The following is a 26,571-nucleotide window of genomic DNA, read 5'->3' as shown; positions in this document are numbered from 1 at the left end:
CCATCTCACCTTTCCTCATGCAGCGGCACCATTGCCTCGCGCGACCAGGAGGCCAGCACCTGCTGCCCTGGGGCAACATCCACAGGGATATTCGCGCCGCTCAGATTGGCCTGGCTCACCAGCAATTTTGCGCCATCGGCGAGACGAAGCTCAAACCGGGTAGCCGCGCCCTGATATTGCACCGCCTGCACCACGCCCTGTACCTGAACATCGCCGCTCTGATTGAGGCGAATATGTTCCGGGCGCAGCGAATAAACGCCCTCCATGCCGCAAACCTGTTTTGCAACGGATGCATCAAACACGTTGGATGTGCCGACAAAGCTGGCGACAAACGGCGTGCGTGGGCGCATATAGAGTTCGCGCGGCGTATCGACCTGTTCAATTCGCCCGTTGTTAAACACAGCGACGCGATCGGACATCGACAGCGCTTCGCCCTGATCGTGGGTAACGAAAATAAAGGTGATCCCCAGCTCCTGCTGCAGTTTTTTCAACTCGAACTGCATCTGCTCGCGCAGCTTCAGATCCAGCGCACCGAGCGGTTCGTCGAGCAAGAGCACACGCGGCTCATTGACCAGCGCGCGGGCGATAGCCACACGCTGGCGCTGCCCGCCGGAAAGCTGAGACGGCTTACGCTTTTCCGCAAACCCTAATCCCACTTTCTCCAGCGCGTCACGCGCCTGCGCCTGACGTTTCTTTTTATCGACACCTTTCACCATCAGACCGTAGGCGACGTTTTCAATGATCGACATATGCGGGAACAGGGCGTAATCCTGGAACACGGTGTTCACATCGCGCTCCCACGGCGGTAGCTCACTCGCCTCTTTGCCGAAGATTTTGATCGCCCCGCCGCTCAACTGCTCGAAGCCGGCAATCAGCCGCAGACAGGTGGTTTTGCCGGAGCCAGAAGGCCCCAGCATGGAGAAAAATTCGCCGTCGCGAATGCCAATGGTGACGCCATCCACCGCCCGTACGTCGCCGTACAGACGGGAGACGTCGTTAAACTCAACTGCGTACGTCATGGTCTGCTCCCGGGCGATTAACGGCCACCCATGATGGCGATGTAATCCTGCGTCCAGCGGCTGTACGGGACATATTTTCCGCCTTCTGCAATTGGGGTTTTCCAGAACATGATTTTGTCGAATTCGTTATAGCCGTTGGTTTCGCAGCCTTTTTCGCCGAGCAGCGTGCTGGCTTTACAGCCTTCAGCCACCACCGGCAGAGAGCCGAACCACGCCGCCAGATCGCCCTGCAGTTTTGGTGTCAGCGACCAGTTCATCCACTTGTAGGCGCACATCGGATGTTTGGCTTCAGCGTGCAGCATGGTGGTGTCTGCCCAGCCGGTTACCCCCTCTTTCGGGAAGACAGTCGCGATAGGCTGGTTTTCACCTTTCAGGGCGTTAGCCTGATAAGGCCATGCGCTTGATGCCACCACGCCTTCGTTTTTGAAGTCGCTCATCTGAACGGTGGTGTCGTGCCAGTAACGGTGAATAAGCGCGTGCTGGTCACGTAGCACTTTCAGTACGGCTGCGTATTGCGCTTCGGTGAGCTGGTACGGGTCAGTAATGCCGAGCTGCGGCTGCGTGGCTTTGACGAACAGCGCGGCATCCGCAATGTAGATCGGGCCATCGTAGGCCTGCACACGGCCTTTGTTGGTTTTGCCGTCCGGGAGATTTTGCTCTTTAAAGACCACCGCCCAGCTGTCCGGCGGTGTCGGGAAGGTTTTCGTGTTGTACATCAGCAGGTTCGGTCCCCACTGATACGGCGTGCCGTAGACTTTGCCGCCAACGTTGAACCATTCGCCTTTCACGATGCGCGAATCAATGGTTTTCCAGTTGGGGATCAGATCCGGGTTAATGGGCTGAACGCGTTTCCCCATAATCAAACGTAACGAGGCATCGCCGGAAGCGGTGACCAGGTCATAGCCCCCTTTTGCCATCAGGCTGACCATCTCATCGGAGGTAGCTGCGGTTTTGACGTTCACCGCACAGCCGGTCTCTTTTTCAAACTGGGTGACCCAGTCGTAATTTTTATCCGTCTGGCCGCGTTCGATGTATCCCGGCCAGGCGATGATATCAAGCCTTCCCTCGCCTTTGCCGATCTCTTTCGGCGGCTCTGCGGCTTGCGCGGTCATGATGGTCATGCCGAGCGCGCACAGGCTGCTGCGGGCAAATTTTTTGCTCATTTGATTTACTCCTGTCGCAATGAAATTTGGCGGCAGCCGTGCCGTAAAAATATCTCCCTTAATAAACGTAGACTGCGCAAATGCGCCGCACCCTGCGGGCTTTGGAAATTTCATCAGGTTGTGACAGAGGGCGCATTCCCTGTTAAGTGGATTATAGACAAGGAGTTAGCGGCGAGCGGCGGTATGCAGATTTCCTATGACTGACATCCGGGAATAAACCCGGCGCCGGTCACAGGATAAGCATTGTTTATTTATACGAGGATATTACGCCTGCGGTAAATAAGCCTTTTCGCTTATTTCAGCATGACGCTTATTAATTTCGCCAGCTGGATTACAGCCTGTTCTTCCCGCTCCCCCCACGCCCAGGAGGTATTAAAGCGAAAGAACGGCGTCCAGACGTCGGAAGTAGAAAACATTTTGCCCGGCGCGATGCTGATATGGTGCGCCAGCGCCTGCTCGCTGAGCAGCCCGGCGTCCAGCTGTGCAGGCAGTTCCAGCCACAAAAAATAGCCGCTGTCGTTGTGGTGAATTTTCACTTCCGCCGGCAGATGGCGCATTAACGATTGCCACGCCTGCTGCTTACGCTCGGCCAGCGTGCGGCGCAGGCGGCGAAGATGGGCGTCATAGCGTTTGGTGGCAAGATAATCCACCAGAGCAAGCTGCATCGGGGAGCTGGTCGAAAGGGTGCTCATCAATTGTAATTGCTGGATGCGGCGCGCATGTTTGCCCGCTGCGACCCAGCCGATACGAAAACCAGCGACCAGACATTTCGAGAAAGATGAGCAGTGCAAAGTCATATCCTGGCGGTCCCAGGCTTTTGCGGGCAGCGGTTTTTCGCGCCCAAAATAGAGCTCGCTGTAGACGTCATCTTCGATCAAGGTGACGTTATGTTTCGTCAGCAGCGCCACCAGATGGGATTTTTTCTCGGCGCTGAGGGTAAAGCCCAGCGGATTTTGGCTGTTAGTCATCAGCCAGCAGGCTTTCACCGGATAGTCGTTCAGCGCCTGCTCGAGGGCGTTGAGATCGATCCCTTCGCGCACGTCGGTGGCGATCGACAGCGCCTTGAGCTTTAACCTTTCCAGCGCCTGAAGTGCACCGTAGAAACAGGGGTTTTCGACAATCACCCAGTCACCGGGTTCGGTCACGGCCTGAAGACTCAGATTGAGAGCTTCCAGCGCACCGGCGGTGATCACAATCTCTTCCGGCGAAATATTCATCCCCTGCTGCGCGTAGCGGCGGGCGATGGCGTGGCGGAGATCGACGTTACCCGGCGGCAGGTTTTCAATCACGCTCATGGCGGTTGCGGTTTTGCTGACGTTGGCAAGGGAGCGGTTCAACTGCTGAAGTGGGAAAAGCCGAGGATCGGGGAATGCGGAGGCAAAGGGTAAAACAGAGGGGTCGCGGCTGGCCTGCAGGACATCAAAAATATAGGTATTGATGTCGACCACTTCGTCGCGCATTACCTGCGCCGGTGGCGCAGGCTGCTGCTTTATCGGGCGTGGAGCAACGTAGTATCCCGACTGTGGGCGAGCAACGATTCGCCCCTGACTTTCCAGCGTTTGATAGGCATGACCAACGGTCATGAAACTCATGCCGCTGCTGGCAACTTGCTCACGCAACGACGGTAGTTTATCTCCCGGCAACCACACGCCAAGTTCGATTTGCGAAATGATTTGCTGCGCCAGGCGCTGGTATTTTTTCATCGTTCTCTCCTTGCTTCACACCATAGTATATCAGCAGGAGAAAATTGGCAGTTTTAATGAACTGTTATAGCTTATGCGGTGTTATGACGGACGATGACTGAGATGTGCACGCTCAGATGGCGCGGACGTTGCCAGATGGTCAAAGGTCATCATGGACGATTTGCAGAAAATGCATTTCGCACCGTGTGGGTTTTTTTCAGACACATCAAAAACGGATGTGCGGTATTGCGAGCCATGACAGCATGGGCAGCGAAAATGGATATAAGAAACCATATGAATCTCCAGAACACGTAAATACGTGAATAACAAATTGGGCCTTTCAAGGCAATGATGGTCTGAGACAAAACTAATCGGAGTGTCAGAGTGTAAAGAGAAGACCCAAGAGGCTGCGGAGAGGCACAACGTGATGAGAAATGCTTTGAAACGACGTCAGATATTTTTTTGGGTATCAAACCGAGGAGCCATTAACGCATGACTGAGAGAACAAAACAACCCCTTTAATGAAGAAAAATCATAAAAATAAAATTCTTATGCTCTGAACGTTTAACGGCTTTATGCGTTAGTCGCGCTTAACTGTTCACTATATCAGATGACTAAAGCCCAATTATTTCGCAAACTGTTATACATAAATTTCAAATTTCTGCCTCTGATAGTTCGATTCCGCCCCCTATACCATAACACCACACCGATTGACATTGAGGCTGTGCATGTTTGGTTTAGATGCTTTTCATCTGGCGCGGATACAGTTTGCCTTTACCGTATCCTTCCACATTATTTTCCCGGCGATCACCATTGGTCTCGCCAGCTATCTGGCGGTGCTGGAAGGGCTTTGGCTGAAGACCAAAAACCCCATCTGGCGCTCGCTGTACCATTTCTGGTCCAAAATTTTCGCCGTCAACTTTGGCATGGGCGTGGTGTCCGGGCTGGTGATGGCCTACCAGTTCGGGACCAACTGGAGCGGATTTTCGCAGTTCGCGGGGAGCATTACCGGCCCACTGCTGACCTACGAAGTGCTGACCGCCTTCTTCCTAGAAGCCGGTTTCCTCGGGGTGATGCTGTTTGGCTGGAACAAAGTTGGGCCGGGGCTGCACTTCTTTTCCACCTGCATGGTGGCGCTGGGCACCATTATTTCGACCTTCTGGATCCTGGCGTCCAACAGCTGGATGCAGACCCCTCAGGGGTATGAGATCGTCAACGGCGTAGTGGTCCCGGTCGACTGGTTCGCGGTGGTATTTAACCCCTCCTTCCCCTATCGCCTGTTCCATATGTCCATTGCGGCATTCCTGAGCAGCGCCCTGTTTGTGGGTGCATCTGCGGCCTGGCATCTTCTGCGCGGTAACAACACGCCCGCTATTCGTCACATGTTCTCCATGGCGCTGTGGATGACGCTGATTGTTGCGCCAATTCAGGCGATGGTCGGTGATATGCACGGCCTGAATACGTTAAAACATCAGCCCGCCAAAATTGCGGCGATTGAAGGCCACTGGGAGAATCCGCCCGGTGAACCGACACCATTGTTGTTATTTGGCTGGCCAGATATGGAGCAAGAGCGCACCCGCTATGGGCTGGAAATCCCGGCGCTCGGCAGCCTGATTCTGACGCACAGCCTGGATAAACAGGTGCCAGCGCTGAAAGATTTCCCGAAAGAGGATCGCCCGAACTCAACCATCGTCTTCTGGTCATTCCGCATCATGGCGGGGCTGGGAATGCTGATGCTGCTGCTAGGCGTTGTCGCCGTCTGGCTGCGCTACAGGCAGCGCGTTTATACCTCGCGTCCTTTCCTGTGGTTCGCTCTGCTGATGGGACCGTCCGGCCTGATCGCCATCCTTGCCGGTTGGGTCACCACCGAAGTGGGTCGTCAGCCATGGGTCGTTTATGGTCTGCAACGCACGTCAGATGCGGTATCTGCCCATGGCGATCTGCATATGAGCGTAAGCCTGTTGGCCTTTATTGTCGTCTATACCTCGGTGTTCGGCGTTGGTTACAGCTACATGGTGCGACTTATCAAAAAAGGTCCGCAGGAACACGAATCCTTCCCGACCGAAAACAATGGCCGTCCGGCTCGCCCGCTCTCTGCCGCCAGCACTGAATTTGTGATTAAGGAGAAACCATAATGGGCATCGATCTTTCCATTATCTGGTTTGTGATTATCGTATTCGCCACGCTGATGTATATCGTCATGGACGGCTTCGATTTAGGCATCGGCATTCTGTTTCCGACCACCCGCGACGCAGACGATCGCGACGTGATGGTTAACAGCGTCGCCCCGGTCTGGGACGGGAATGAAACCTGGCTGGTACTCGGAGGGGCCGCGCTTTTCGGTGCGTTTCCGCTGGCTTACGCAGTGATTATCGATGCCCTCACCATCCCACTCACGTTGATGCTGATCGGCCTGATTTTCCGCGGCGTGGCCTTTGAATTTCGTTTTAAAGCGACGCCCGCACACCGGCCTTTCTGGGACAAAGCTTTTATTGGCGGCTCCATTCTTGCCACCTTCAGCCAGGGTGTGGTGGTTGGCGCGGTGATTAACGGTTTTTCGGTGACCGAGCGCGCCTACAGCGGCGGCCCATTTGACTGGTTTACGCTCTTTAATCTGTTCTGTGGCGTGGGTCTGACGGTTGCTTACGCCCTGCTCGGCGCGACCTGGCTGGTGATGAAAAGTGAAAATCCGCTTCAGGCAAAAATGCGCGGGGTATCTAAAAAGCTGCTGCTGACGCTGTTAATGGTCATCGCGGTCATCAGCCTGTGGACGCCGCTGGCACATCCGGCAATCGCCGAGCGCTGGTTTACCCTGCCCAATCTGTGGTTCCTGCTGCCGGTGCCTTTGCTGGTCCTCGCACTGAGCGGTTGGGCATGGAAAAAACTGAACGATAGCGACAGCCACAATGCACCGTTCGTTCTGACGCTGGGGCTGATTTTCCTCGGATTTAGCGGGCTTGGGATCAGCATCTGGCCGTACATTATTCCGCCGTCCATCACGCTCTGGCAGGCCGCGGCACCGCCACAAAGCCAGGGCTTTATGCTGGTCGGCGCCCTGCTGATCATCCCGATTATTCTGGTCTATACGTTCTGGAGCTACTACGTGTTTCGCGGAAAAGTGCAACATGGGGAGGGGTATCACTGATGCGACAGCCGGTCTGGAAACGCCTGATGTGGTTAGTCATTATTTGGGGAGGCAGCGTGCTGGCACTGGCTGCTGTGGGGATGTTCTTCCGCATCCTGATGACTGCCGCAGGCTTTAAATCGCACTAACGTTTTGATAGCCGGGTGGATATCCCTGCCCGGCTTTCGGCACTTTCAGATAAACACCCATGACAAACGGGAGGGTATCGTTAAAGATATTCACATATATTTATCGGATTTATAGTTTGAGAAGCAATATGAAAAAGCTCGTGGCGTTAAGCCTGGTGACCCTGGCGCTGGCAGGTTGTGTTAATCCCGGAAAGGCGTCTGTTCAGGCAGGCCAACTCGAAGGGCACCGTTTTGTGCTGGAGAGCGTAAACGGCGCGGCGGTCAAACCCACTGCGGTGCCACCGGAATTACGCTTTGGCGATAAAATGGCTGTTTCCGGCGTGATGTGTAACCGCTTTAGCGGCGAAGGCAAATTATCGGAAGGCGAGCTGAAGGTCAAAGCCATGGCGATGACGCGCAAACTCTGCACCGATCAGCAGCTTAACGAGCTGGATGCAACAATAGGCGATATGCTGCGCAAAGGCGCGCAGGTCGATCTGACGGAAAATCAGTTGACGCTGGCGACAGCAGATAAAACGCTGATGTTTAAACGCGCAGACTAATCAGTAATTACCGCATGACCTAATCAGTAATTACCGCATGACCCTACGGCAAGCGACTGCTCACTGCAGCGTTTGCCATTAGGCAACGCACACATCCCGACAGCCGAGCCATCAAGCTGGCGAGCGACAGACAACGATCCGCCCACCATTGCGCAACTGGCCTGCCCGGAGCTGGACATTGCCGCTTTCATTCCCGGTGAAACATGTGCCGCCGTCGCCTGCTGAACCGGCTCATTGCTGCACGCAGACAACAGTAACGCCGCACACCCTACCCAAAACGCTGAACGCATTCTCTCTTCCCCATACAAATTGCGAAACCTAAGCATAATAGGCACCCTGCGCCGCCCCGTCGAGAGCGGAACTGCGTATTTATGCACCTGAGAAACAAATTCTTGCGATTTTTTTGCGAATGGTGATCCATGTGGTGAGTTTGGGAAGGCTAGCGATGCTAAGAGTCTGTTGTGATTTTGGCTTTCTCTGCAGAAATCATCCCCTTCATCTGGCCTGCCATGACAAAAACGTATTTATGGAAAGGTTATTACCCTAAGGAGGTTTATCTTTAAGAAAACTTCATGAATCAACCACGAAAAATTAAAGGACTCATTTTCTCAAATACTCTTTCATCAACATTTTTATTTACGATGTGAAATTTTGCGTTTTCGCAAGGTTTCATATCATCAGAGTTTATAAATTATTAGTCGAAGTCTGGCCCTAACAAATGTATTGATTTTTTAAATCAGAATTAATGAATCATTCAAAGTATGAATCAATGACAAAAAATTTATGCTCCGCCCTACTGAACACAGAATCTACGCAAGCTTGACAGATTTGGACTCTTGCGACAGATAAAAATACAGGTATTTATATATGAAGAAACTAAAAGCCTTAGCGACAATCCTGCTCTTAGCGTCCCCCTCGTTCGTTCTTGCCGAATTTGATGGTAATTACTTGTACAAAGGCTATAAAGATTACAATCGAGAATACAACAGTTATGATGCCTTTGGGTATATGGGGTTTGTGCGAGGAGTAACAGCAATGCTCATTATCGATAAGAAAATTTGTGTGGATGACAACTTTGCATTCAGTCAGGCCTTCGATACCGTAGGGGAGTATTATAAAACACATCCTAAATCACGTACGATTGCACCTGTACTTCCTGTTGTTCTGGCGCTGACGCAAGAATTTCCGTGCCCAGCCAACTAATTATACGCCAGACGAATGTGGACTGACCCCATAAAGTTGAACAGTTCATGTTAAGCAGTTTTCAGAGCCTGGGTTCGGTATTCTACCTGACTCAGTTCTTTTAATTTCAGGCTTAATTGTTGTTGTAATAATGGATATAGGTCTCTATAGCCTTCCTTAGCTCGCTGACACTGCTGAACTGACTCAGAGAAATTACTCCAGCAATCATGACACTCATAAATACAACTCTATCTTTCATTTACTTTAGTTATATTGGTTAACTTACGCTCATGAATAATTACAAAATTACTAAAGCGGCAGGTGCAAAATATGTTTTTATTTTTTTAATTGAAATAGGAACAAGCGAATGTCATGGGATAAACACAAAGCAGTCACTTACGCGCGTCAACATGCTGGCACCAATAGCCAGAGCAAATGCGCACATTATGTTTCAAATGCTATTCGTGCTGGTGGAGCAGATATCCGAAACACGCCAGAGGCAAGAGATATGGGTTCAAATCTTATCGCTGTTGGGTTCAAAAGAGTCTATGGAGAACCTCAGGAGGGCGACGTAGCTGTTATCCAACCCATCCCTGGGCATCCCCATGGACATGCTTGTATCTATGATGGTTCCGGAACCTGGTATTCTGATTTTCAGCAGAGGAGTATGTACCCTGGAAGCCGTTACAGAGAACTGCAATCCACTTACGCTATATACAGACGGGATTAACCATGAAAAAAAACTTCATTTTTTTAGTATTATTTCCATCTCTCGCTATCGCATCATTTCCTCCATCAGAGGCGGAATCAGCATCGCTTCAATTTAATAAATGGTACGTAAGCCAGCTGTTAAGGAATAAAGAACCACTTCATAATTATGTCGGCCTAAAACGCTATGTAACCGCCAGGACGATAAAATCACTCAAGGCACTGTATTCAGCAGATCCAAATGAAGCTGATATTCCTGACGCAGATATGTTTATTAAATCACAAGATTTTGACGAAGACTGGCAACAAGTCACAGTAGTTGCTTCAGATTTCGATGCTGTTTGTACCCAAGTCTACGTAACGTTTGGTTTTAACAAAAAACATACAGTTATAGATTGCATGGTTCAGGAAGGCGGAGTCTGGAAAGTCCAATCTGTTGCCGAGAATGTCACCCTTAACATGTAAAAAAACCATTAAAATTAGTAACTACAGTCAATTGTCATCGATACCACTTATTGTTTTTGTGGATCAATTTGTGCACTCGAAAGCCTTATAACTTCAATGGAATACCCGCACATCCTATACTATTAGGATAACTATCAGGACTCGTCGACGTTTCACGGGTCCCTCTTTTTTGCGCAATGTAAGGGTGTCACATGATCACTATTGACGGTAATGGCGCGGCCGCGTCCGTCGCGTTCCGCACCAGCGAAGTTATCGCCATCTACCCCATTACACCAAGTTCGACCATGGCGGAACAGGCTGATGCCTGGGCGGGCAACGGGCTAAAAAACGTCTGGGGCGATGTTCCCCGGGTCGTCGAGATGCAGTCGGAAGCCGGTGCTATCGGCGCGGTTCACGGCGCACTGCAAACAGGTGCGCTCTCGACGTCGTTCACCTCATCGCAGGGTCTGCTGCTGATGATTCCCACGCTGTATAAGCTCGCCGGGCAGTTAACGCCGTTCGTGTTGCATGTGGCAGCGCGTACCGTTGCCACCCATGCTCTGTCGATTTTCGGTGACCACTCGGATGTGATGGCGGTCCGTCAGACGGGCTGCGCCATGCTGTGTGCCAGTAATGTGCAGGAAGCCCAGGACTTTGCGCTGATTTCCCACATCGCGACGCTGAAAAGCCGGGTGCCATTTATTCATTTCTTCGATGGTTTCCGCACCTCTCACGAAATCAATAAAATCGTCCCGCTGTCGGACAACACGATTCTGGAGCTGATGCCGCAGGACGAGATCGATGCCCACCGCGCACGCGCGCTGAATCCTGAGCATCCGGTTATTCGCGGCACTTCCGCGAACCCCGACACCTATTTCCAGTCCCGTGAAGCCACCAACCCCTGGTACAACGCGGTTTACGATCACGTTGAGCAGGCGATGAGTGATTTCTCGGCTGCCACCGGGCGTGAATATAAGCCGTTTGAATACTATGGCCACCCGCAGGCGGAGCGCGTTATCGTGCTGATGGGCTCTGCGATTGGCACCTGTGAAGAGGTCGTCGACGAGCTGCTTTCTCGCGGCGAAAAGGTCGGTGTACTGAAAGTGCGCCTGTACCGTCCCTTCTCTGCGAAGCATCTGCTGTCCGTGTTGCCGGAAAGCGTCCGTTCCGTTGCGGTACTCGATCGCACCAAAGAGCCGGGCGCGCACGCAGAACCCCTCTATCTGGATGTGATGACGGCCCTAGCCGAAGCCTTCAACAGCGGTGAGCGCGAAACGCTGCCGCGCGTCATCGGCGGACGCTACGGTTTGTCGTCGAAAGAGTTCGGGCCTGACTGCGTGCTGGCAGTGTTTAATGAGCTGAGCGCCGCAAAACCGAAACCGCGCTTTACGGTCGGTATTTATGACGATGTGACTAACCTGTCACTGCTGCTACCAGAAAACACCCTGCCGTCGACGTCGAAGCTGGAAGCGCTGTTTTACGGTCTGGGCAGTGACGGTAGCGTCTCTGCCACCAAAAACAATATCAAAATCATCGGTAACTCCACGCCGTGGTATGCCCAGGGCTATTTCGTCTATGACTCCAAAAAGGCGGGCGGCCTGACCGTCTCGCACCTGCGCGTCAGCGAAAAACCGATTCGTTCCGCCTATCTGGTTGAGCAGGCCGATTTTGTTGGCTGCCACCAGCTGCAGTTTATCGACAAATATCAGATGGCCGAACGCCTGAAACCGGGCGGAATTTTCCTGATTAACACGCCGTACAATGCTGACGAAGTGTGGTCGCGACTGCCGCAGGAAGTGCAGGCGGTGCTGAATCAGAAACAAGCCCGTCTGTTTACCGTCAACGCGGCGAAAATTGCCCGTGAATGCGGCCTGGCAGCACGCATTAATACCGTCATGCAGATGGCCTTCTTCCACCTGACGGATATTCTGCCGGGCGACAGCGCGCTGACCGCGTTGCAGGGCGCCATTGCCAAAAGCTACAGCAGCAAAGGGCAGGATCTGGTCGAGCGCAACTGGCAAGCGCTGGCTCTGGCCCGTGAATCTATTTCTGAGATCCCGCTTCAGCCGGTGAATACCGCCAGTGCAAACCGGCCGCCAGTGGTGTCTGACGCCGCGCCTGATTTTGTTAAAACCGTGACCGCCGCGATGCTGGCGGGTCTGGGCGATGCCCTGCCCGTCTCCGCCCTGCCGCCGGACGGCACCTGGCCGGTAGGCACCACCCGCTGGGAAAAACGCAACATCGCCGAAGAGATCCCTATCTGGAAGGAAGATCTCTGTACGCAGTGCAACCACTGCGTTGCGGCCTGTCCACACTCGGCCATCCGCGCAAAAGTGGTTTCTCCGGAAGAGATGGAAAATGCCCCTGCCAGCCTGCACTCGCTGGATGTGAAATCCCGCGATATGCGTGGGCAGAAATACGTGCTGCAGGTCGCGCCGGAAGACTGCACAGGTTGTAATCTGTGCGTGGAAGTATGCCCGGCGAAAGATCGCCAGAATCCGGAAATCAAAGCCATCAATATGATGTCGCGCCTGGAACACGTGGAAGAAGAGAAAGTGAATTACGACTTCTTCCTCGGCCTGCCGGAAATCGATCGCAGCAAACTCGAACGTATCGATATCCGCACTTCCCAGCTGATTACGCCGCTCTTTGAATACTCGGGCGCCTGCTCCGGCTGCGGCGAAACGCCTTACATCAAGCTGCTCACTCAGCTGTACGGCGACCGCATGCTGATCGCGAACGCCACCGGCTGTTCGTCTATCTACGGCGGTAACCTGCCTTCTACGCCGTATACCACCGATGCCAATGGCCGTGGCCCGGCTTGGGCAAACTCTCTGTTTGAAGATAACGCCGAGTTTGGGCTTGGCTTCCGTCTGACGGTCGATCAGCATCGCGCCCGCGTGATGCGTCTGCTTGAACAGTTTGCCGATAAACTTCCGGCTGAATTAAATACAGCGCTGCACAGCGACGCCACACCAGAGGTGCGTCGTGAGCAGGTGGCAGAACTGCGTCAGCATCTTCAGGGCGTGGAAGGTGCACAGCAGCTGTTAACCGACGCCGACGCGCTGGTCGAAAAATCGATCTGGCTGATTGGCGGTGACGGCTGGGCATACGACATTGGTTTCGGCGGGCTGGATCATGTTCTTAGCCTGACGGAAAACGTGAACATTCTGGTGCTCGATACTCAGTGTTATTCCAACACCGGCGGTCAGGCGTCCAAAGCCACCCCGCTGGGTGCCGTCACCAAGTTTGGTGAGCACGGTAAACGCAAAGCGCGTAAAGACCTGGGCGTCAGCATGATGATGTACGGTCATGTGTATGTCGCACAGATTTCGCTTGGCGCGCAGCTCAACCAGACGGTGAAAGCGATACAGGAAGCGGAAGCCTATCCAGGGCCGTCTCTGATCATCGCTTACAGCCCTTGCGAAGAGCACGGTTACGATCTGGCGCTGAGCCACGATCAGATGCGCCAGCTGACGGCGACCGGGTTCTGGCCGCTGTATCGCTTCGATCCGCGTCGTGCCGATGAAGGGAAACTGCCGCTGGCGCTGGACTCACGTCCACCGTCTGATGCGCTGGCAGAAACGTTGATGCAGGAGCAACGCTTCCGTCGTCTCAATGCCCAGCAGCCAGAAGTGGCCGAGCAACTGTGGAAGGACGCGGCGGCCGATCTGCAAAAACGCTATGACTTCCTGGCGCAGATGGCAGGAAAAGGCGAGAAATCGACCAGCGAGTGATAAAAAAAAGCCCGGAGCGTCAGCTCCGGGCATATCCTGTCAATTCTGGATGATAGCTCAGTAAAACACTCTCAGTGCATTAACGGATGAAGAATCATAAAGGCATATAACGGCTTAAAGTTTACCCTCAACTAACAGGAAAGAATAATTTTTAATTTATATAGTTCAATGAATTACATTCATTGTGATTATTTTTCCACCCCGTGTTACGCGTCACCCACTTGCACGCTCGCCCCTGCTGTTAGATGATAAATCTCCTGTTTTATGCTGTAAGGGACAAATCATCATGGTCCATCATCCTGTAAGGTCTTCACGTATCGCCTCCATTGGCTATGATGAACGCAGCGCCACGCTGGAAATCCGCTTTCTCGATCGTCGGACGCTGCGGTATCAGCAGGTTCCGGTACGTGTCTATAACGATTTTTTGCAGGTCGTGTCAAAAGGTCGCTTTTATGATGGCGTCGTAAAGGGGAAGTTTAAGGAAATCACCGTATACTGAGCCTTATCCCTATCCACGTGAAAGGATTTCTTCCGTGCTTACCCGCTTAACATTGGCTGCTCTGATTTTGCTAACCTGTCTGTGGATGGCATTAATTTTTGATTTCGGCGATATAGTGCGTCATCTCAGTGAATTACTGCAGGCACTGGATGCGGATTAACACGCCTTTTATTGTTGGTTTTAATAGATATCAGACATTGGCTGTCTCTTTCTCCGCTTAGGCTAAAATTGAATGTGTATGCGCACATTCAATTGAACACCGGCCTTCTCGATAATCAGGAGATCAAATGACTGACTTAAACGAACGCGTTGAAACCCTTGAACAGACAATTAATGAGCTACAAATAGACCTTCACGCATCAAAGATTGCCATCACTGTTTTATCCTCGGTAATTAATAACATGAGTGGCAATCCTGGCCTTCTTTCAACTTCTTACGAGGAGGAAAAAAGCTCGGCACCACTGGTCAAGTTCAACCATCCCGAGCAGGAAGGATATGAAGATAAAGTGACGGAGAGAGTTTTAGCGCTGCTGGCAAAATCAGGCCAGGTGGGGTAAGCAACGCTGCCCGGCTTGATGAGACTTGCGGGGATAACGCCGTCATTATGCGTCTGCTCATGGTGATGGCCTTAAAAACACATGCTCGTGATCCAGCAAATTGATGTGACTTCAGCGCTTACGTTTTATTTATCACTGTCGATAGCCTCTGAGTGATTGTTAATTCAGCCTTTATTATCCCGGTAGAGATTGTCATTTCATCCGAGGTATTTCCCCCTCAAACGTTAGCATATAATATATTTAACATTCTCCTGTTTTTGAATTTACGCCTCCGCCAGGAAGTTTCTCATTTTATTGCTAAATCCTTTCTCTGCGCCCCGGCCCTAAATATCAGCTACCCTTAAAGACTGCGTGAATGATGCGCATCACTTTTTCACAAGTCGAATTGTGAGAGGAGTATTTAATGACAATCAAGACTCTCGAAGATTTATTCATTCATGACCTTTCTGATATTTACAGCGCAGAAAAACAAATCACCCGCGCGTTACCTAAAATGGCGCGGGCGGCGACAGATCCCAAACTGATTGCTGCTTTTAATCAGCACCTTGAAGAAACCCACGGCCAGATTGAACGGCTTGATCAGTTGGTAGAAAGCACAGAAGGTGTGCGAATCAAGCGCATGAAATGCCACGCCCTTGAAGGGCTGGCAGAAGAGGCGCAGGAAATCATCGACTCCGTCGAAGCGGGACCGGTTCGCGATGCGGGTCTGATTGGCGCCGCCCAAAAAGTGGAACACTATGAAATCGCCACTTACGGCACACTGCATGCACTTGCGAAAAAGCTGGGATACAAAGATGCGGCAAGGCTGCTGGAAGAAACCCTCAAGGAAGAGAAAGCCACTGACGAAAAATTGACGGTGATTGCTGATCAGCAACCCTAAATTCGTTTGTTGGTAAATAATCGGCCTGCCGCCGTGCATTGAGCACGCCTGCAGGCCTTTTTTTGGCCTGAGGTTTGGTATGGCCTGGTACTCAGAAACCCCACTCCTCACGGGCCGTATCGGGGCGCGATGAGCTTCTGCTGCAAAACGTGCTGGCATTCGTCGCCGCAATCCGTACCATACACGGCACACTTTCGCATGCTGGTTGCTATCAGCAGGCGCTAACCCGTCTTCTATTGCCAATCAGATGGGGCACGAAAATGCGCAGAGGGTGTATGAAATATATGCTTCATGGATAGAAGTAGTGAACAGCGAGCAGGTCGAAATGCGCCTCATGACGCTGGCGCGTTAAAATGGTTTTGTCCCACTGGTGCCCCATTTGATATTTGAGTAAAGTATAAATGCAAGATAATCAATCAGTTAATAAGAAAGAGCAATACAACCTGAACAAACTGCAAAAGCGCCTGCGCCGCAACGTCGGTGAAGCCATTGCAGACTTCAACATGATTGAAGAAGGCGACCGCATTATGGTCTGCCTGTCAGGCGGTAAAGACAGCTACACGATGCTGGAGATCCTGCGCAATCTGCAGCAAAGCGCACCGGTGAACTTTTCCCTGGTGGCGGTCAACCTGGACCAGAAACAGCCTGGCTTCCCGGAGCACATCCTGCCGGAATACCTTGAGCAACAGGGCGTCGAATATAAGATTGTCGAAGAGAATACCTACGGCATCGTGAAAGAAAAAATCCCGGAAGGGAAAACCACCTGTTCTCTGTGTTCCCGTCTGCGCCGCGGTATTCTGTATCGCACCGCCACCGAGCTGGGCGCGACGAAAATCGCTCTCGGCCATCACCGTGACGATATCCTGCAGACCCTGTTCCTGAACATGTTCTACGGCGGCAAAATGAAAGGGATGCCGCCGAAGCTGATGAGCGACGACGGCAAACACATCGTCATTCGCCCGCTGGCCTACTGTCGTGAAAAAGATATCGAACGTTTTGCGCAGGCACGCGAATACCCGATCATCCCTTGTAACCTGTGCGGCTCCCAGCCGAACCTGCAGCGTCAGGTGATTGGCGATATGCTGCGCGACTGGGATAAACGTTATCCGGGCCGCATTGAGACCATGTTCAGCGCGATGCAAAACGTTGTGCCTTCTCACCTGTGTGATACTGAACTGTTCGATTTCAAAGGCATTAAGCACGGCGCGGAAGTGGTGAACGGTGGCGACCTGGCGTTCGACCGCGAAGAGATCCCGATGCAGCCTGCGGGCTGGCAGCCGGAAGAAGATGAGTCTCAGTTGGATGAAATGCGACTGAACGTTCTGGAAGTGAAGTAATACTCTGGCGTCTCAGAGACTCTCTGAGACGCTTTTCTTTGTGCCTTATTTCAGCAAACGCACCTTACAGGTTTTGCCTTTAATCTTCCCGCCCTGCAGCTGTTTCCACGCTTTATTCGCCACTTTCTGACGCACCGCTACATAGACATGTGCCGGATGCACCACAATTTTGCCGATATCCGCACCCTCGAGTCCGATATCCCCGGTCAGCGCGCCTAATACATCTCCAGGACGCATTTTGGCTTTTTTGCCGCCGTCGATGCACAGAGTCGCCATTTCAGCGGCCAGTGGCGTGATACTGACGCTACCCAAAGCAGGCATCCAGTTGAGTTTCAGCTGCAGCATTTCAGACAGAATGTTGGCGCGCTGCGCCTCTTCCGGTGCGCACAGGCTGATCGCCAGACCGCTGTTGCCCGCTCGCGCTGTACGACCAATACGGTGTACGTGGACTTCCGGGTCCCACGCCAGCTCGTAGTTAACCACCAGCTCCAGGGATTTGATGTCCAGGCCGCGCGCTGCCACGTCCGTTGCCACCAGCACGCGTGCGCTGCCGTTGGCGAAACGCACCAGCGTCTGATCGCGGTCGCGCTGTTCCAGATCGCCATGCAGGGCGAGCGCACTCTGCCCCGCCTCTGCAAGCGCGTCACAGACGGCCTGGCAATCTTTCTTCGTATTACAGAACACCACGCAGGAGGCCGGCTGATGTTTGCTCAGCAGCTTTTGCAGCAGCGGAATCTTGCCGTTTTGCGAGGTTTCGTAGAACTGCTGCTCGATGGACGGCAGCGCATCCACCGCGTCGATTTCAATGGTAGCCGGGTTGTTCTGCACCCGTCCGCTGATTGCCGCAATCGCTTCTGGCCAGGTCGCGGAAAACAGCAGCGTCTGGCGCGTCGCGGGCGCAAAACGAATCACTTCATTGATGGCATCGGTAAAGCCCATATCCAGCATGCGATCCGCTTCATCCATCACCAGCGTTTGCAGGGCATCCAGCGAAACGGTGCCTTTTTGCAGGTGATCGAGCAGACGGCCAGGCGTGGCGACAATAATGTGCGGCGGATGCTGCAGCGAGTCGCGCTGCGCACCGAACGGCTGGCCACCGCAGAGGGTCAGAATTTTGGTGTTAGGCAGGAAGCGCGCCAGACGACGTAACTCCCCTGCCACCTGGTCCGCCAGCTCGCGCGTCGGACAGAGCACCAGGGACTGCGTCTGGAACAGGCCCGCATCAATCTGCTGGAGCAATCCCAGGCCAAAGGCGGCCGTTTTTCCACTGCCCGTTTTAGCCTGCACGCGAACGTCTCGTCCTTCCAGAATCGCCGGAAGCGCGGCAGCTTGTACAGGGGTCATCGAGAGATATCCCAACTCGGTAAGATTGTCGAGTTGGGCGGCAGGCAGAACGTTCAGCGTAGAAAAAGCGGTCACAATGTACTCTCAAGGTAAAAAATCACAGTCAGTTGGCGCGTATCCTCGCAGATCTGCGCTACCGATGCGACAATTTAATCGGTTCTTCATCCGGCGGCGGGTCGGGCATTGGCTGCGGACGGGGAATCGGATCGGGGACAGGAACCGGATCGATGGGTATCGAGTCAGGTACCGACAGTTGCGTGTAAAGCAGTGAAAGCAGATAGCTCATGTTTCCCTCCAGTTTATCGGGGTGACCCTTTTAGGGTAGACGCTGAGATTCTGGAGGCAAAAAAAAGCCGACTAATTTAGTCGGCGTCGTACGAATCAATATGTGCTATGCAGTAATTCAAAAAAGGAAGTAAGACAATATGGAGCGCAACGCCCATCGCTTGACGTTGCATTCACCTGCGGGAGTAATACTGCACCGAACGGGGTAGCCGTTTATTGACTTCGCTCAAACAAAAACGCGTTTTGAAGCCAGAAAATGTGTAAATTTACAGCCATTTACTGCGATGCAACCACCACGCAACACCACCAATCAAAACAACTAACATGATGCAAAAAGCGGAAAAGCCGAACCGGTATGCCCCGCCCGGTATGCCCCCGAGATTCACACCGAACAGCCCGGTCAAAAACGTGCTGGGTAAAAAGACCATCGCCATTAGCGACATGGTGTACGTCCGGCGCGAAAGTGACTCCTGCATCACCGTTGCGATTTCATCGGTCATTACCGCCGTTCGCGCAATACAGGAGTCGATCTCATCCAGTCCGCGCCCGAGCCGATCGGCGATATCCTGCATACGACGTCGCTGATCGTCATTCATCCACGGCAGACGTTCGCTGGCGAGCCGCGCGTAGACATCACGCTGCGGGGTCATGTAGCGACGCATCACAATGAGCTGTTTACGCAGCAGAGCAAGATAACCGCGAGGCGGAATTTGCTGATCGAGCAGGTTATCTTCGAGATCGATAATTTTGTCGTGCAGCTCTTCGATAAATTCACTGGCGTGATCCGTCAGCGCATCGCAGGCATCGACCAGCCACGCGCCGCAGTCGACCGGCCCGGTCCCCTCTTTCAGATCGTTGACCACATCATCCAGCGCCAGCACTTTGCGCTGCCGGGTGGAGACAATCAGACGTTCATCCATATAAAGACGCATGGCGACCAGCTGATCCGGGCGCTCGTCGGTGCTGCCATTGATGCAGCGCAGCGTAATCAGCGTGCCCTCCCCGAGACGGCTGACGCGCGGTCGCAGGCTCTCCCCGGCCAGCGCGTCGCGCACACTGTTTGGCAGCAGCGGCGTCGATGAAAGCCACTGCGCACTGTCCGGATGGGTGTAGTTCAGATGCAACCAGCAGGGGTGCTCGCTGTCGATAATATCGTCATCTTCAAGGGGTCGCGCCCCGCCTTTACCGTCCAGCAGCCACGCAAATACCGCATCCGGAACATTAACGTCCGATCCCTTAATGCCTTCCACAGTGACTCCCCCTTTTTGTCATGAACATCGTCAGTCTAGCCTTCCCGAAAGGTTATTCAACATCTACCGACAGCATAGCGCTGAATTTGCTCATGAATTAACCCTTTTCCTACTCTAACCACTGGACAGAAAGATGCAAAACAGTAGAGTTACAGAAATGCTGCCATTTTGTTTTTAAATGTATCTTTTACGAGTGTGACGATGAAAAAGCCCTGTGTGGCCTTCGATGTTCGTCTTGCAGAAATGCGGACCATTGCCATTAAAACCAGTGTGACATGGTTCCTGTGGGTAAATATGTTGTTCTCCTCTTTCATCCTGGGGCGTAACTATTTCTCCGCCTTCGAGTCAGAGGTCCTTTTCCACCACCCTGCGGCAGTGCTGGAAACCATGATGGTGGCCGACCTGACCCTCTCCGCTGCCGTGTTATTCATCATGCGGATGGCACCCCTGCAAAACGCACAGTGGCTCGGTACGTTAGCAAAGTGGACCGTGGTGGCCCTCAGTCTGTGCTGGGCGGGCTGTTTCTTTGTCCTGATCGTCAGCAACGATCTGCGCATCATCTTCCCCTCTGCCGCATTACTGCTGTTTACCGCGCTGATCTCACTCTACTTTGATCCCAAAGTCCTGCTGAGCTTTATTCTGCCGGTCTGGCTGACGATTCTTATCACCTCACTTTTTTACCGCAATGGCCTGACGGTCATGAATGGATTGCAGTGGATTTTGCTGGCGGGACTGATTGAATCAGGCCGACGTATTCTCAACAGCTGGTTTCTGCTCGCCCTGCGCCGCGAGCAGGAAAATGCTGATTTGATTCAGCGACTGGGCCTGCTGGCCAACAACGACCCGCTGACCGGGATTGCGAACCGTCGGTCATTTGAAGCGCAGATGGATCAGGCCATCCTGCGCCATCAGCAGGATGGAAACAGCTTTGGGCTGATCATGCTCGATGTCGATCACTTTAAACTTTACAACGATTATTACGGGCATCAAAAAGGCGACCTGTGCCTGATGGCCATCGCCAGGGCGCTGGAATCCGCCGCGCTGACCTCAAGCGGCATTGTCGGGCGTTTTGGTGGCGAGGAGTTTGTTTTGCTGCTGCCCGATGCGGACTCGCAGGCGTTACAGTCGGCTGCACAGAATATTGCGGCGGTGCTTCAGGCGCAGAATATTCCTCACGCGGGTTCTCCCGTCAGCGACCGCGTGACGGTGAGCCAGGGGCTGGCGTTATGGAAACCCGGTGTGACCGCGCGGGAACTGATAGCGAGGGCGGACAAAGCGCTGTATCAGGCGAAACAGGCAGGACGAAACCGCTACAAAGTATAAAGCCTGGCGAACCAGGCTTTTCCAGTCAATCAGTCAGTCAGTCAGTATGAGTGTTCTGCGTGGCGGGGAAAGGCGCTGCGCTCCTGGCGCACACTCTCCTGCCAGTCAGGTTGCGAGCCACCCTCCAGCCTGAAATTCCGGGTGCGCGTCTGAAGTTCAATCACCTGGTTTTTCAGCACATCGGAGGAGCCTGACAGTTCATCCACCATCGCCACGTTGCTTTGCGTCACACGCTCCAGCTCAGACAGCGCCTGCGTGATTTGCGAAATCCCTTTTTCCTGTTCAGAGGTACTCGCCGAAATCTCATCCATCAGTTTGCTGACATGCCCGGAACCGTTAACGATTTCGTGCATATTTTTCTCGGCTTCCGCGACCACCGTCACGCCCTGCGTCACGTTATTGCTCGTCACGTCGATCAGCGACTTAATACTTTTCGCCGCTTCTGCACTGCGATGGGCAAGATTACGCACTTCACCGGCGACCACGGAGAAACCTTTGCCGTGATCCCCAGCCCTTGCCGCCTCGACCGCCGCGTTCAGCGCCAGAATATTGGTCTGGAACGCGATGCCGTCGATCAGAGAGATGATCTCGGTCATTTGCTGCGCGCATTCCGTAATCGACTGCATATTATTTGCCACCTGCCCCATCAGCTCGCCCCCTTTGCGCGCCTGCACCGTCGCGTGGTTCGCGCGCTCGCTGGCAAGACGGGTGTTATCGGCGTTGTTACGGGTGCTGGCCGCCATCTGCTCCATGCTGGCGGCGGTCTGAATAAGTGAAGCGGATTGCTGCTCTGTCTTCACCGACAATTCCGCGCTGCGTGAGGAGAGTTGTTCTGAGAGGGTCATCGCGGTTTGCGACGAGGCGCGTATTTCCCGCACCAGCGTGGCGATGTTACTGGATAAGCTGTTGATCCCAGGAATTAAACGCCCTGCACAGTTGTTGCCAAACTCGGGGATAGAAACGGCAAGATTGCCTGAGGTGACCTCTTCGATACTTTTTTTCACGGTGTTGATCGGCGTCACAAGATATTTTGTCATGTAGGACCACAGCAACATGACCGCAAGCACATTAATAATATTTACTGCGATAAAAAGCGTTGTACTTTCCGATAAAGTCCAAACTAAACCATCAATGATTAAAAGCACGACCAGCAGAAAATATATAATAAAGGTTCTTACGCTAATATTTCTAAGCATAATTGATCCCATACAACAAGTCGGAGGAGGTATATTGGTTATAGCATTCGCATTTTCTTTTTCCACCACATTTTAAGTGGCATTTATTATTCACCTTCGGATACCGTAAATTTACCTTAAGTCAGCACGTAGAATCAGCTTAGCCTCAATCATGGGTGTTTTATTCTTTTCAAACCTATTTTCTTTGTGACAACAATAGTTAGCAAACAGATGATTAAATATTAACGCAACGTTTATTAAGAGCGAATGCTACTGCTGATTAAAATCATGTAGCGCTACTTAAGTCATTAATGAGAGAATATATCTTCGATGCGTTCCTGCACGTAAAAATAACGCGTTTGTTGTTGATTTTTGATAAGCAACTAATCTTGGAATTAGTTAGAGTAAGCCACGGCGGTGATGAGTCACGCACCGGATGAACTCAATAACGACTTTTTAGCGTGGGATTGCATAATGCTCGATGTGTCCTGGGACCCCGTTCTCATTGCCATCTCATTCCTGGTGGCGTTTATCGCTTCATTTGTGGCGCTCGACAGCGCCGGAAAAATATCGGGTGCCAGCCGCAAAGCCGCTCTCTGGTGGCGCATGGCCGGGGGCGTCACGCTGGGGATAGGTATCTGGTCAATGCATTTCATCGGTATGCTGTCGATGAAAATGCCGATCGACATGAGCTATCACGTCTGGCTTACCGTCGGCTCACTGGGCATCGCCATTGTCGCGGCCACCAGCGCCATTAATATTGCCGTTCCGGGTGATTCTCTCTCCTTTTTTTGCTGGTTGTTTTCCACGCTGATCCTTAGCGCAGGCGTCGTGGCCATGCACTATACCGGGATGGCGGCGCTGATGCTAAGTGATGACATTCGCTGGAACATGACCCTCGTGACGATCTCCGTCGCGATCGCCATTGTCGCCTCGGGTGCCGCCCTCTGGCTTGCCTTTCACCTGCGCCGTCGGCACAAAGGCGTGTTTATCAACCGCGTCGCCGCGGCCGTGGTGATGGGCGTTGCCATTTGCGCGATGCATTACACGGGAATGAGCGCAGCCAATTTTCAACACGCCGCGCACATGATGCCGGGCGGAGTAAGCGAGTTAGGGCTGTCGATTTGGGTCTCCACTACCACGCTCGTGCTACTGGGTATCATGCTGATTATCTCGCTGGTGGACTCCCATTTTCGCACTCATCGCCTGACGGAAAACCTGCGCCAGCTCAACACCCAACTGGAGCGTAAAGCACGCTTTGACGCCCTTACCGGGCTTGCCAACCGCACGCAAATGGATCTCAGCCTGCAGGATTGCCTGCACGGTTCACTGCTGAATAAAAAACTGTTTGCGGTAATGTTTCTGGATATCGACCATTTCAAACTGGTGAACGACGCCTGGGGGCATCAGGTTGGCGATGAGCTGCTGGTAAGCGTCGCGCAGCGCATTACCGCCCGACTGACGCCGGGAATGAGTCTCGCCAGGCTCGGCGGCGATGAGTTTATCCTGCTGCTGCCCGACTGCGATGACGAGAAAATTATCGAACTCTCCACGACCCTGCTCGACGATATTCGCCGCCCTTTCGCCATTGGCGGCCACGCGCTGAATATCACCTTAAGCCTTGGCGTGAGCCTCTATCCTCAGCACGGTGAAACCCTCCACGAACTGAAATTTAAAGCCGATGCCGCGATGCATCACATTAAACAGGAAGGGCGCAACGGCTGGGCGATTTATCGCCCGGAGATGTCGAAAAGCATCTCAGCAGAGCCGTCTTTCCTACAGGATCTCACCCAGGCGCTGGAGCGCGAGCAGTTTGACCTTTGGTATCAGCCCACCTACCACGCCGCAGTGAATGAGATTCACGGCTTTGAAGCTTTGTTGCGCTGGCACCATCCTGAACAGGGTGTGCTGCTGCCGAACGTATTCCTGCCATCGCTGGAAAAAACAGGCTTAATCATTCCGGTGGGGGTGTGGGCCATTGATCAGGCCTGCAGACAACTGCGCTTCTGGACGGAACAGGGATTCAGCCAGTGGACGCTGTCGTTTAATTTGTCCCCTATTCAGTTTGAGCAACAGGATATATTCGAGGTGATTTCCGGCACCATGCAGAAATACAATCTCGAACCTTCACGACTGATCCTCGAAGTCACCGAAAGCACGGCCCTGAAAAACCTGGAACGCAGTATTGAATTATTAGATATGTTTAACCACGCCGGTTTTACCGTTTCCATCGACGACTTTGGGACCGGATACTCTAACCTGCTGATGCTGAATGTGCTTCCCGCCAAAGAACTTAAAATAGATAAAAGTTTTATTGATAGCATGCGGGAAAACGATAAAAGCAAAAAGATTGTCGAAACCATTATTCACGTTGCCCGGACCATGGATATGGTGGTGGTCGCCGAAGGTATTGAAACCCAACAGCAGCAGCAAATGCTGGCAAATCTGGGATGTGATTATTTGCAGGGCTATTATTTTTCCCGCCCGCTTCCTGCAGAACAGGTGCCGTGGCTGGTATTACAGAATAAATCTGACAAACAAATTATTCCAATTGGTAAAAATCAAATAGAACCCCCACTTCATTCACAAAAAAATCATGCCTGATGTGATGAAGTGGAGTATGTTTTGAAATATGCCCACGTGTGTATAACCGTGATACTGCAAATTTCATGAGCGTTGGCTGCCGATGACTGGGAAGACTCTATGTTGCCACACAGCTTTGATGCGCTGAATTTCGTCAAAACACCGGTTTGGTTAGTCTCACCCGTCTCTGAGCAGGTTATTTTCGCCAATAGTGCGGCGAGCGACATGATGCGTAATAAAACGCTGAATGACATGCGTCAGGGCGCTTATTCCGCCAGTGCACAGCAGCAGCTGGCAATGTACGTTCCTGATCTCAAATCCGAGCTGGAAATTGTCGAAATCTGGACCGTCTGGCGCAATGATCAGGAAACCACGCTGAGCTGTCGCCTGTCCCTCACCGAGCATGAAAGTGCGGGTGAAATCATTGTGTTTGAAGGGCTGATTTCCCAGGCCCCCTCCGGCCTGAAAGCGAGCCGCTCTGCCAACTACCAGCGTAAAAAACAGGGTTTCTACGCCCGCTTTTTCCAGACAAACAGCGCACCCATGCTGCTCATAGATACCGCGCGTGACGGGCAGATTGTCGACGCGAATCTGGCGGCCCTCAATTTTTACGGTTACGGCCACGATGACATGTGCACAAAACACACATGGGAAATTAACACCCTGGGGCGCGATATCCTGCCGATTATGACGGAGATCGCCCGTCTTCCCGGCGGGCATAAACCCCTTAATTTTGTCCACCGGCTGGCCGATGGATCTACCCGCCACGTGCAAACGTACGCGGGTCCGATTGAGATTTACGGCGACAAGCTCATGCTGTGCATCGTTCACGATATCACCGAGCAAAAAAGGCTTGAGCACGAGCTGGAGCACGCCGCCCTGCGGGACTCCATGACCGGCCTGCTAAATCGTCGACAGTTTTATCTCATCACTGAACAGACTCATCCGTCCCATTTGCCCGCCCAGCAGCAGTTCAGCCTGTTACTGGTCGACATGGATCATTTCAAGAATATCAATGACGTATTCGGCCATTCCAGGGGCGACGAGGTGCTGATTTCCCTGTCGCGCATGCTCGAAGCCTGCAGCCGTAAAGATGATTTTGTGTTCCGCTGGGGCGGCGAAGAGTTTGTGATCCTGCTGCCGCGTACCACGCTCGAGGCTGCGATGCAGGTGGCCGAAACCATTCGTGCCGAAGTGGCGCGCATTGTCATCCCCGGCCTGCCCCGCTTTACCGTGAGTATTGGCGTCGCGCGACATAATCCGGACGAGAGCATCGACGATCTGTTAAAACGCGTAGACGACGCCTTATACCGCGCCAAAAACAATGGCCGCAATAAAGTGCTCGCCGCCTGAAAACTGGAGTATTGATTAAAGCCCCGCTACAATGCCCCCCTCGAATTAACAGCGGTCAGGTGGGTCACTTTTGCTATGGGGAAAACAGAAGTCATACTCATCCTAATTATTCTCAGCGTTATTATATTTGGCTTATGGTTTATTTTTAGCGGTGAGATGTGGCACATGGTGGGGTATCTGGAAAGCAGCCTCTACCCGGCGATTGACGCGCCCTGACTGACGAATCAAAAAAAGG

General features: G+C 52.8%; 24 protein-coding genes and 2 pseudogenes. 16 read left to right on the top strand and 10 right to left on the bottom strand.

Annotation, left to right across the window (positions count from 1 at the left end):
• Positions 1-5 precede the first annotated feature (5 nt).
• From F153LOC_RS01975 to F153LOC_RS01960, 4 genes are all read right to left on the bottom strand, one after another.
• A complete protein-coding gene (locus tag F153LOC_RS01975) occupies positions 6-1,019 on the bottom strand; it encodes an ABC transporter ATP-binding protein (RefSeq protein ID WP_102103804.1) in 1,014 nt (337 codons plus the stop codon).
• Positions 1,020-1,036: 17 nt separating this feature from the next.
• Positions 1,037-2,182 (bottom strand): putative ABC transporter substrate-binding protein YdcS, encoded by a 1,146-nt coding sequence (ydcS, locus tag F153LOC_RS01970; protein WP_102103805.1) that lies wholly within the window; start codon positions 2,180-2,182, stop codon positions 1,037-1,039.
• A 293-nt stretch (positions 2,183-2,475) separates the two neighbouring features.
• A complete protein-coding gene (locus F153LOC_RS01965) occupies positions 2,476-3,885 on the bottom strand; it encodes a PLP-dependent aminotransferase family protein (protein ID WP_102103806.1) in 1,410 nt (469 codons plus the stop codon).
• A gap of 81 nt (positions 3,886-3,966) precedes the next feature.
• Positions 3,967-4,158: a cold-shock protein gene (locus tag F153LOC_RS01960; RefSeq protein WP_100780028.1), complete on the bottom strand. Its 192-nt coding sequence runs from the start codon at positions 4,156-4,158 to the stop codon at positions 3,967-3,969.
• A 434-nt stretch (positions 4,159-4,592) separates the two neighbouring features.
• Here F153LOC_RS01960 and F153LOC_RS01955 point away from each other — a divergent pair, with 434 nt between their 5' ends.
• The 4 genes from F153LOC_RS01955 to hslJ all read left to right on the top strand — a co-directional run bounded on the left by F153LOC_RS01955 (position 4,593) and on the right by hslJ (position 7,679).
• On the top strand, positions 4,593-5,999 hold the full coding sequence (locus tag F153LOC_RS01955) for a cytochrome ubiquinol oxidase subunit I (protein ID WP_102103807.1): 1,407 nt from the start codon (positions 4,593-4,595) through the stop codon (positions 5,997-5,999).
• Positions 5,999-7,009, top strand: coding sequence for a cytochrome d ubiquinol oxidase subunit II (gene cydB / locus F153LOC_RS01950; protein ID WP_102103808.1), 1,011 nt, complete (start codon positions 5,999-6,001; stop codon positions 7,007-7,009). The genes F153LOC_RS01955 and cydB overlap by 1 nt, the downstream gene beginning before the upstream one ends.
• Complete coding sequence (locus tag F153LOC_RS01945; protein WP_102103809.1) at positions 7,009-7,137, top strand: DUF2474 domain-containing protein; 129 nt, start codon at positions 7,009-7,011, stop codon at positions 7,135-7,137. Before cydB ends, F153LOC_RS01945 begins: the two co-directional genes overlap by 1 nt.
• A gap of 128 nt (positions 7,138-7,265) precedes the next feature.
• The gene (gene hslJ / locus F153LOC_RS01940; RefSeq protein WP_102103810.1) at positions 7,266-7,679 is read left to right on the top strand and encodes a heat shock protein HslJ; all 414 of its coding nucleotides are present in this window, start codon (positions 7,266-7,268) and stop codon (positions 7,677-7,679) included.
• Positions 7,680-7,702: 23 nt separating this feature from the next.
• Here hslJ and F153LOC_RS01935 read toward each other — a convergent pair whose 3' ends face one another.
• Entirely contained in the window at positions 7,703-7,969 is a 267-nt protein-coding gene (locus F153LOC_RS01935; protein WP_100780875.1) for a DUF333 domain-containing protein, read from the bottom strand.
• 577 nt (positions 7,970-8,546) lie between these two features.
• Between F153LOC_RS01935 and F153LOC_RS01930 the strand changes: the two genes are divergently transcribed.
• A complete protein-coding gene (locus tag F153LOC_RS01930; RefSeq protein ID WP_102103811.1) occupies positions 8,547-8,882 on the top strand; it encodes a Rap1a/Tai family immunity protein in 336 nt (111 codons plus the stop codon).
• Between the two features lie 50 nt (positions 8,883-8,932).
• Here F153LOC_RS01930 and F153LOC_RS21845 read toward each other — a convergent pair.
• Positions 8,933-9,063, bottom strand: a pseudogene (locus F153LOC_RS21845) (IS3 family transposase); the annotation flags it as partial.
• A 530-nt stretch (positions 9,064-9,593) separates the two neighbouring features.
• On the opposite strand from F153LOC_RS21845, the gene F153LOC_RS01915 reads away from it, so the two are divergent.
• From F153LOC_RS01915 to ttcA, 7 genes and pseudogenes are all read left to right on the top strand, one after another.
• Positions 9,594-10,034, top strand: coding sequence for a DUF3828 domain-containing protein (locus F153LOC_RS01915; protein WP_102103814.1), 441 nt, complete (start codon positions 9,594-9,596; stop codon positions 10,032-10,034).
• Between the two features lie 191 nt (positions 10,035-10,225).
• On the top strand, positions 10,226-13,750 hold the full coding sequence (gene nifJ, locus F153LOC_RS01910; RefSeq protein WP_102103815.1) for a pyruvate:ferredoxin (flavodoxin) oxidoreductase: 3,525 nt from the start codon (positions 10,226-10,228) through the stop codon (positions 13,748-13,750).
• A 286-nt stretch (positions 13,751-14,036) separates the two neighbouring features.
• Positions 14,037-14,249: a KTSC domain-containing protein gene (locus F153LOC_RS01905; RefSeq protein WP_100780022.1), complete on the top strand. Its 213-nt coding sequence runs from the start codon at positions 14,037-14,039 to the stop codon at positions 14,247-14,249.
• Between the two features lie 287 nt (positions 14,250-14,536).
• Positions 14,537-14,806, top strand: coding sequence for a hypothetical protein (locus F153LOC_RS01900; protein WP_102103816.1), 270 nt, complete (start codon positions 14,537-14,539; stop codon positions 14,804-14,806).
• A 403-nt stretch (positions 14,807-15,209) separates the two neighbouring features.
• Entirely contained in the window at positions 15,210-15,686 is a 477-nt protein-coding gene (locus F153LOC_RS01895; protein WP_100780020.1) for a ferritin-like domain-containing protein, read from the top strand.
• 136 nt (positions 15,687-15,822) lie between these two features.
• Positions 15,823-16,038 (top strand): annotated as a pseudogene (locus F153LOC_RS01890) (tyrosine-type recombinase/integrase); the annotation flags it as partial.
• A gap of 49 nt (positions 16,039-16,087) precedes the next feature.
• Complete coding sequence (ttcA, locus tag F153LOC_RS01885) at positions 16,088-17,023, top strand: tRNA 2-thiocytidine(32) synthetase TtcA (protein WP_100780019.1); 936 nt, start codon at positions 16,088-16,090, stop codon at positions 17,021-17,023.
• A 45-nt stretch (positions 17,024-17,068) separates the two neighbouring features.
• Here ttcA and dbpA read toward each other — a convergent pair whose 3' ends face one another.
• From dbpA to zntB, 3 genes are all read right to left on the bottom strand, one after another.
• Positions 17,069-18,442 (bottom strand): ATP-dependent RNA helicase DbpA, encoded by a 1,374-nt coding sequence (dbpA, locus tag F153LOC_RS01880; RefSeq protein WP_102103817.1) that lies wholly within the window; start codon positions 18,440-18,442, stop codon positions 17,069-17,071.
• A 58-nt stretch (positions 18,443-18,500) separates the two neighbouring features.
• Positions 18,501-18,653, bottom strand: coding sequence for a hypothetical protein (locus tag F153LOC_RS21585; protein WP_157809239.1), 153 nt, complete (start codon positions 18,651-18,653; stop codon positions 18,501-18,503).
• 265 nt (positions 18,654-18,918) lie between these two features.
• Entirely contained in the window at positions 18,919-19,902 is a 984-nt protein-coding gene (gene zntB, locus F153LOC_RS01870; RefSeq protein WP_100780017.1) for a zinc transporter ZntB, read from the bottom strand.
• 201 nt (positions 19,903-20,103) lie between these two features.
• Between zntB and F153LOC_RS01865 the strand changes: the two genes are divergently transcribed.
• Positions 20,104-21,225 (top strand): GGDEF domain-containing protein, encoded by a 1,122-nt coding sequence (locus F153LOC_RS01865; RefSeq protein ID WP_233210346.1) that lies wholly within the window; start codon positions 20,104-20,106, stop codon positions 21,223-21,225.
• Positions 21,226-21,266: 41 nt separating this feature from the next.
• Here F153LOC_RS01865 and F153LOC_RS01860 read toward each other — a convergent pair whose 3' ends face one another.
• The gene (locus F153LOC_RS01860) at positions 21,267-22,421 is read right to left on the bottom strand and encodes a methyl-accepting chemotaxis protein (protein ID WP_228483282.1); all 1,155 of its coding nucleotides are present in this window, start codon (positions 22,419-22,421) and stop codon (positions 21,267-21,269) included.
• Positions 22,422-22,874: 453 nt separating this feature from the next.
• Between F153LOC_RS01860 and F153LOC_RS01855 the strand changes: the two genes are divergently transcribed.
• The 3 genes from F153LOC_RS01855 to F153LOC_RS21580 all read left to right on the top strand — a co-directional run bounded on the left by F153LOC_RS01855 (position 22,875) and on the right by F153LOC_RS21580 (position 26,552).
• Positions 22,875-25,004, top strand: a complete 2,130-nt coding sequence (locus F153LOC_RS01855) for a bifunctional diguanylate cyclase/phosphodiesterase (RefSeq protein ID WP_102103818.1) — start codon at positions 22,875-22,877, stop codon at positions 25,002-25,004.
• 99 nt (positions 25,005-25,103) lie between these two features.
• Entirely contained in the window at positions 25,104-26,336 is a 1,233-nt protein-coding gene (locus tag F153LOC_RS01850; RefSeq protein WP_102103819.1) for a sensor domain-containing diguanylate cyclase, read from the top strand.
• 75 nt (positions 26,337-26,411) lie between these two features.
• A complete protein-coding gene (locus tag F153LOC_RS21580; protein ID WP_158238451.1) occupies positions 26,412-26,552 on the top strand; it encodes an Ecr family regulatory small membrane protein in 141 nt (46 codons plus the stop codon).
• The last annotated feature ends 19 nt before the right edge of the window (positions 26,553-26,571 follow it).

Source organism: Lelliottia sp. F153 (assembly GCF_002870005.1).
GTDB lineage: Bacteria > Pseudomonadota > Gammaproteobacteria > Enterobacterales > Enterobacteriaceae > Enterobacter > Enterobacter nimipressuralis.
The sequence above is the reverse complement of the archived record's forward strand: the minus strand, read 5'-3'. Positions and strand labels throughout refer to the sequence as shown.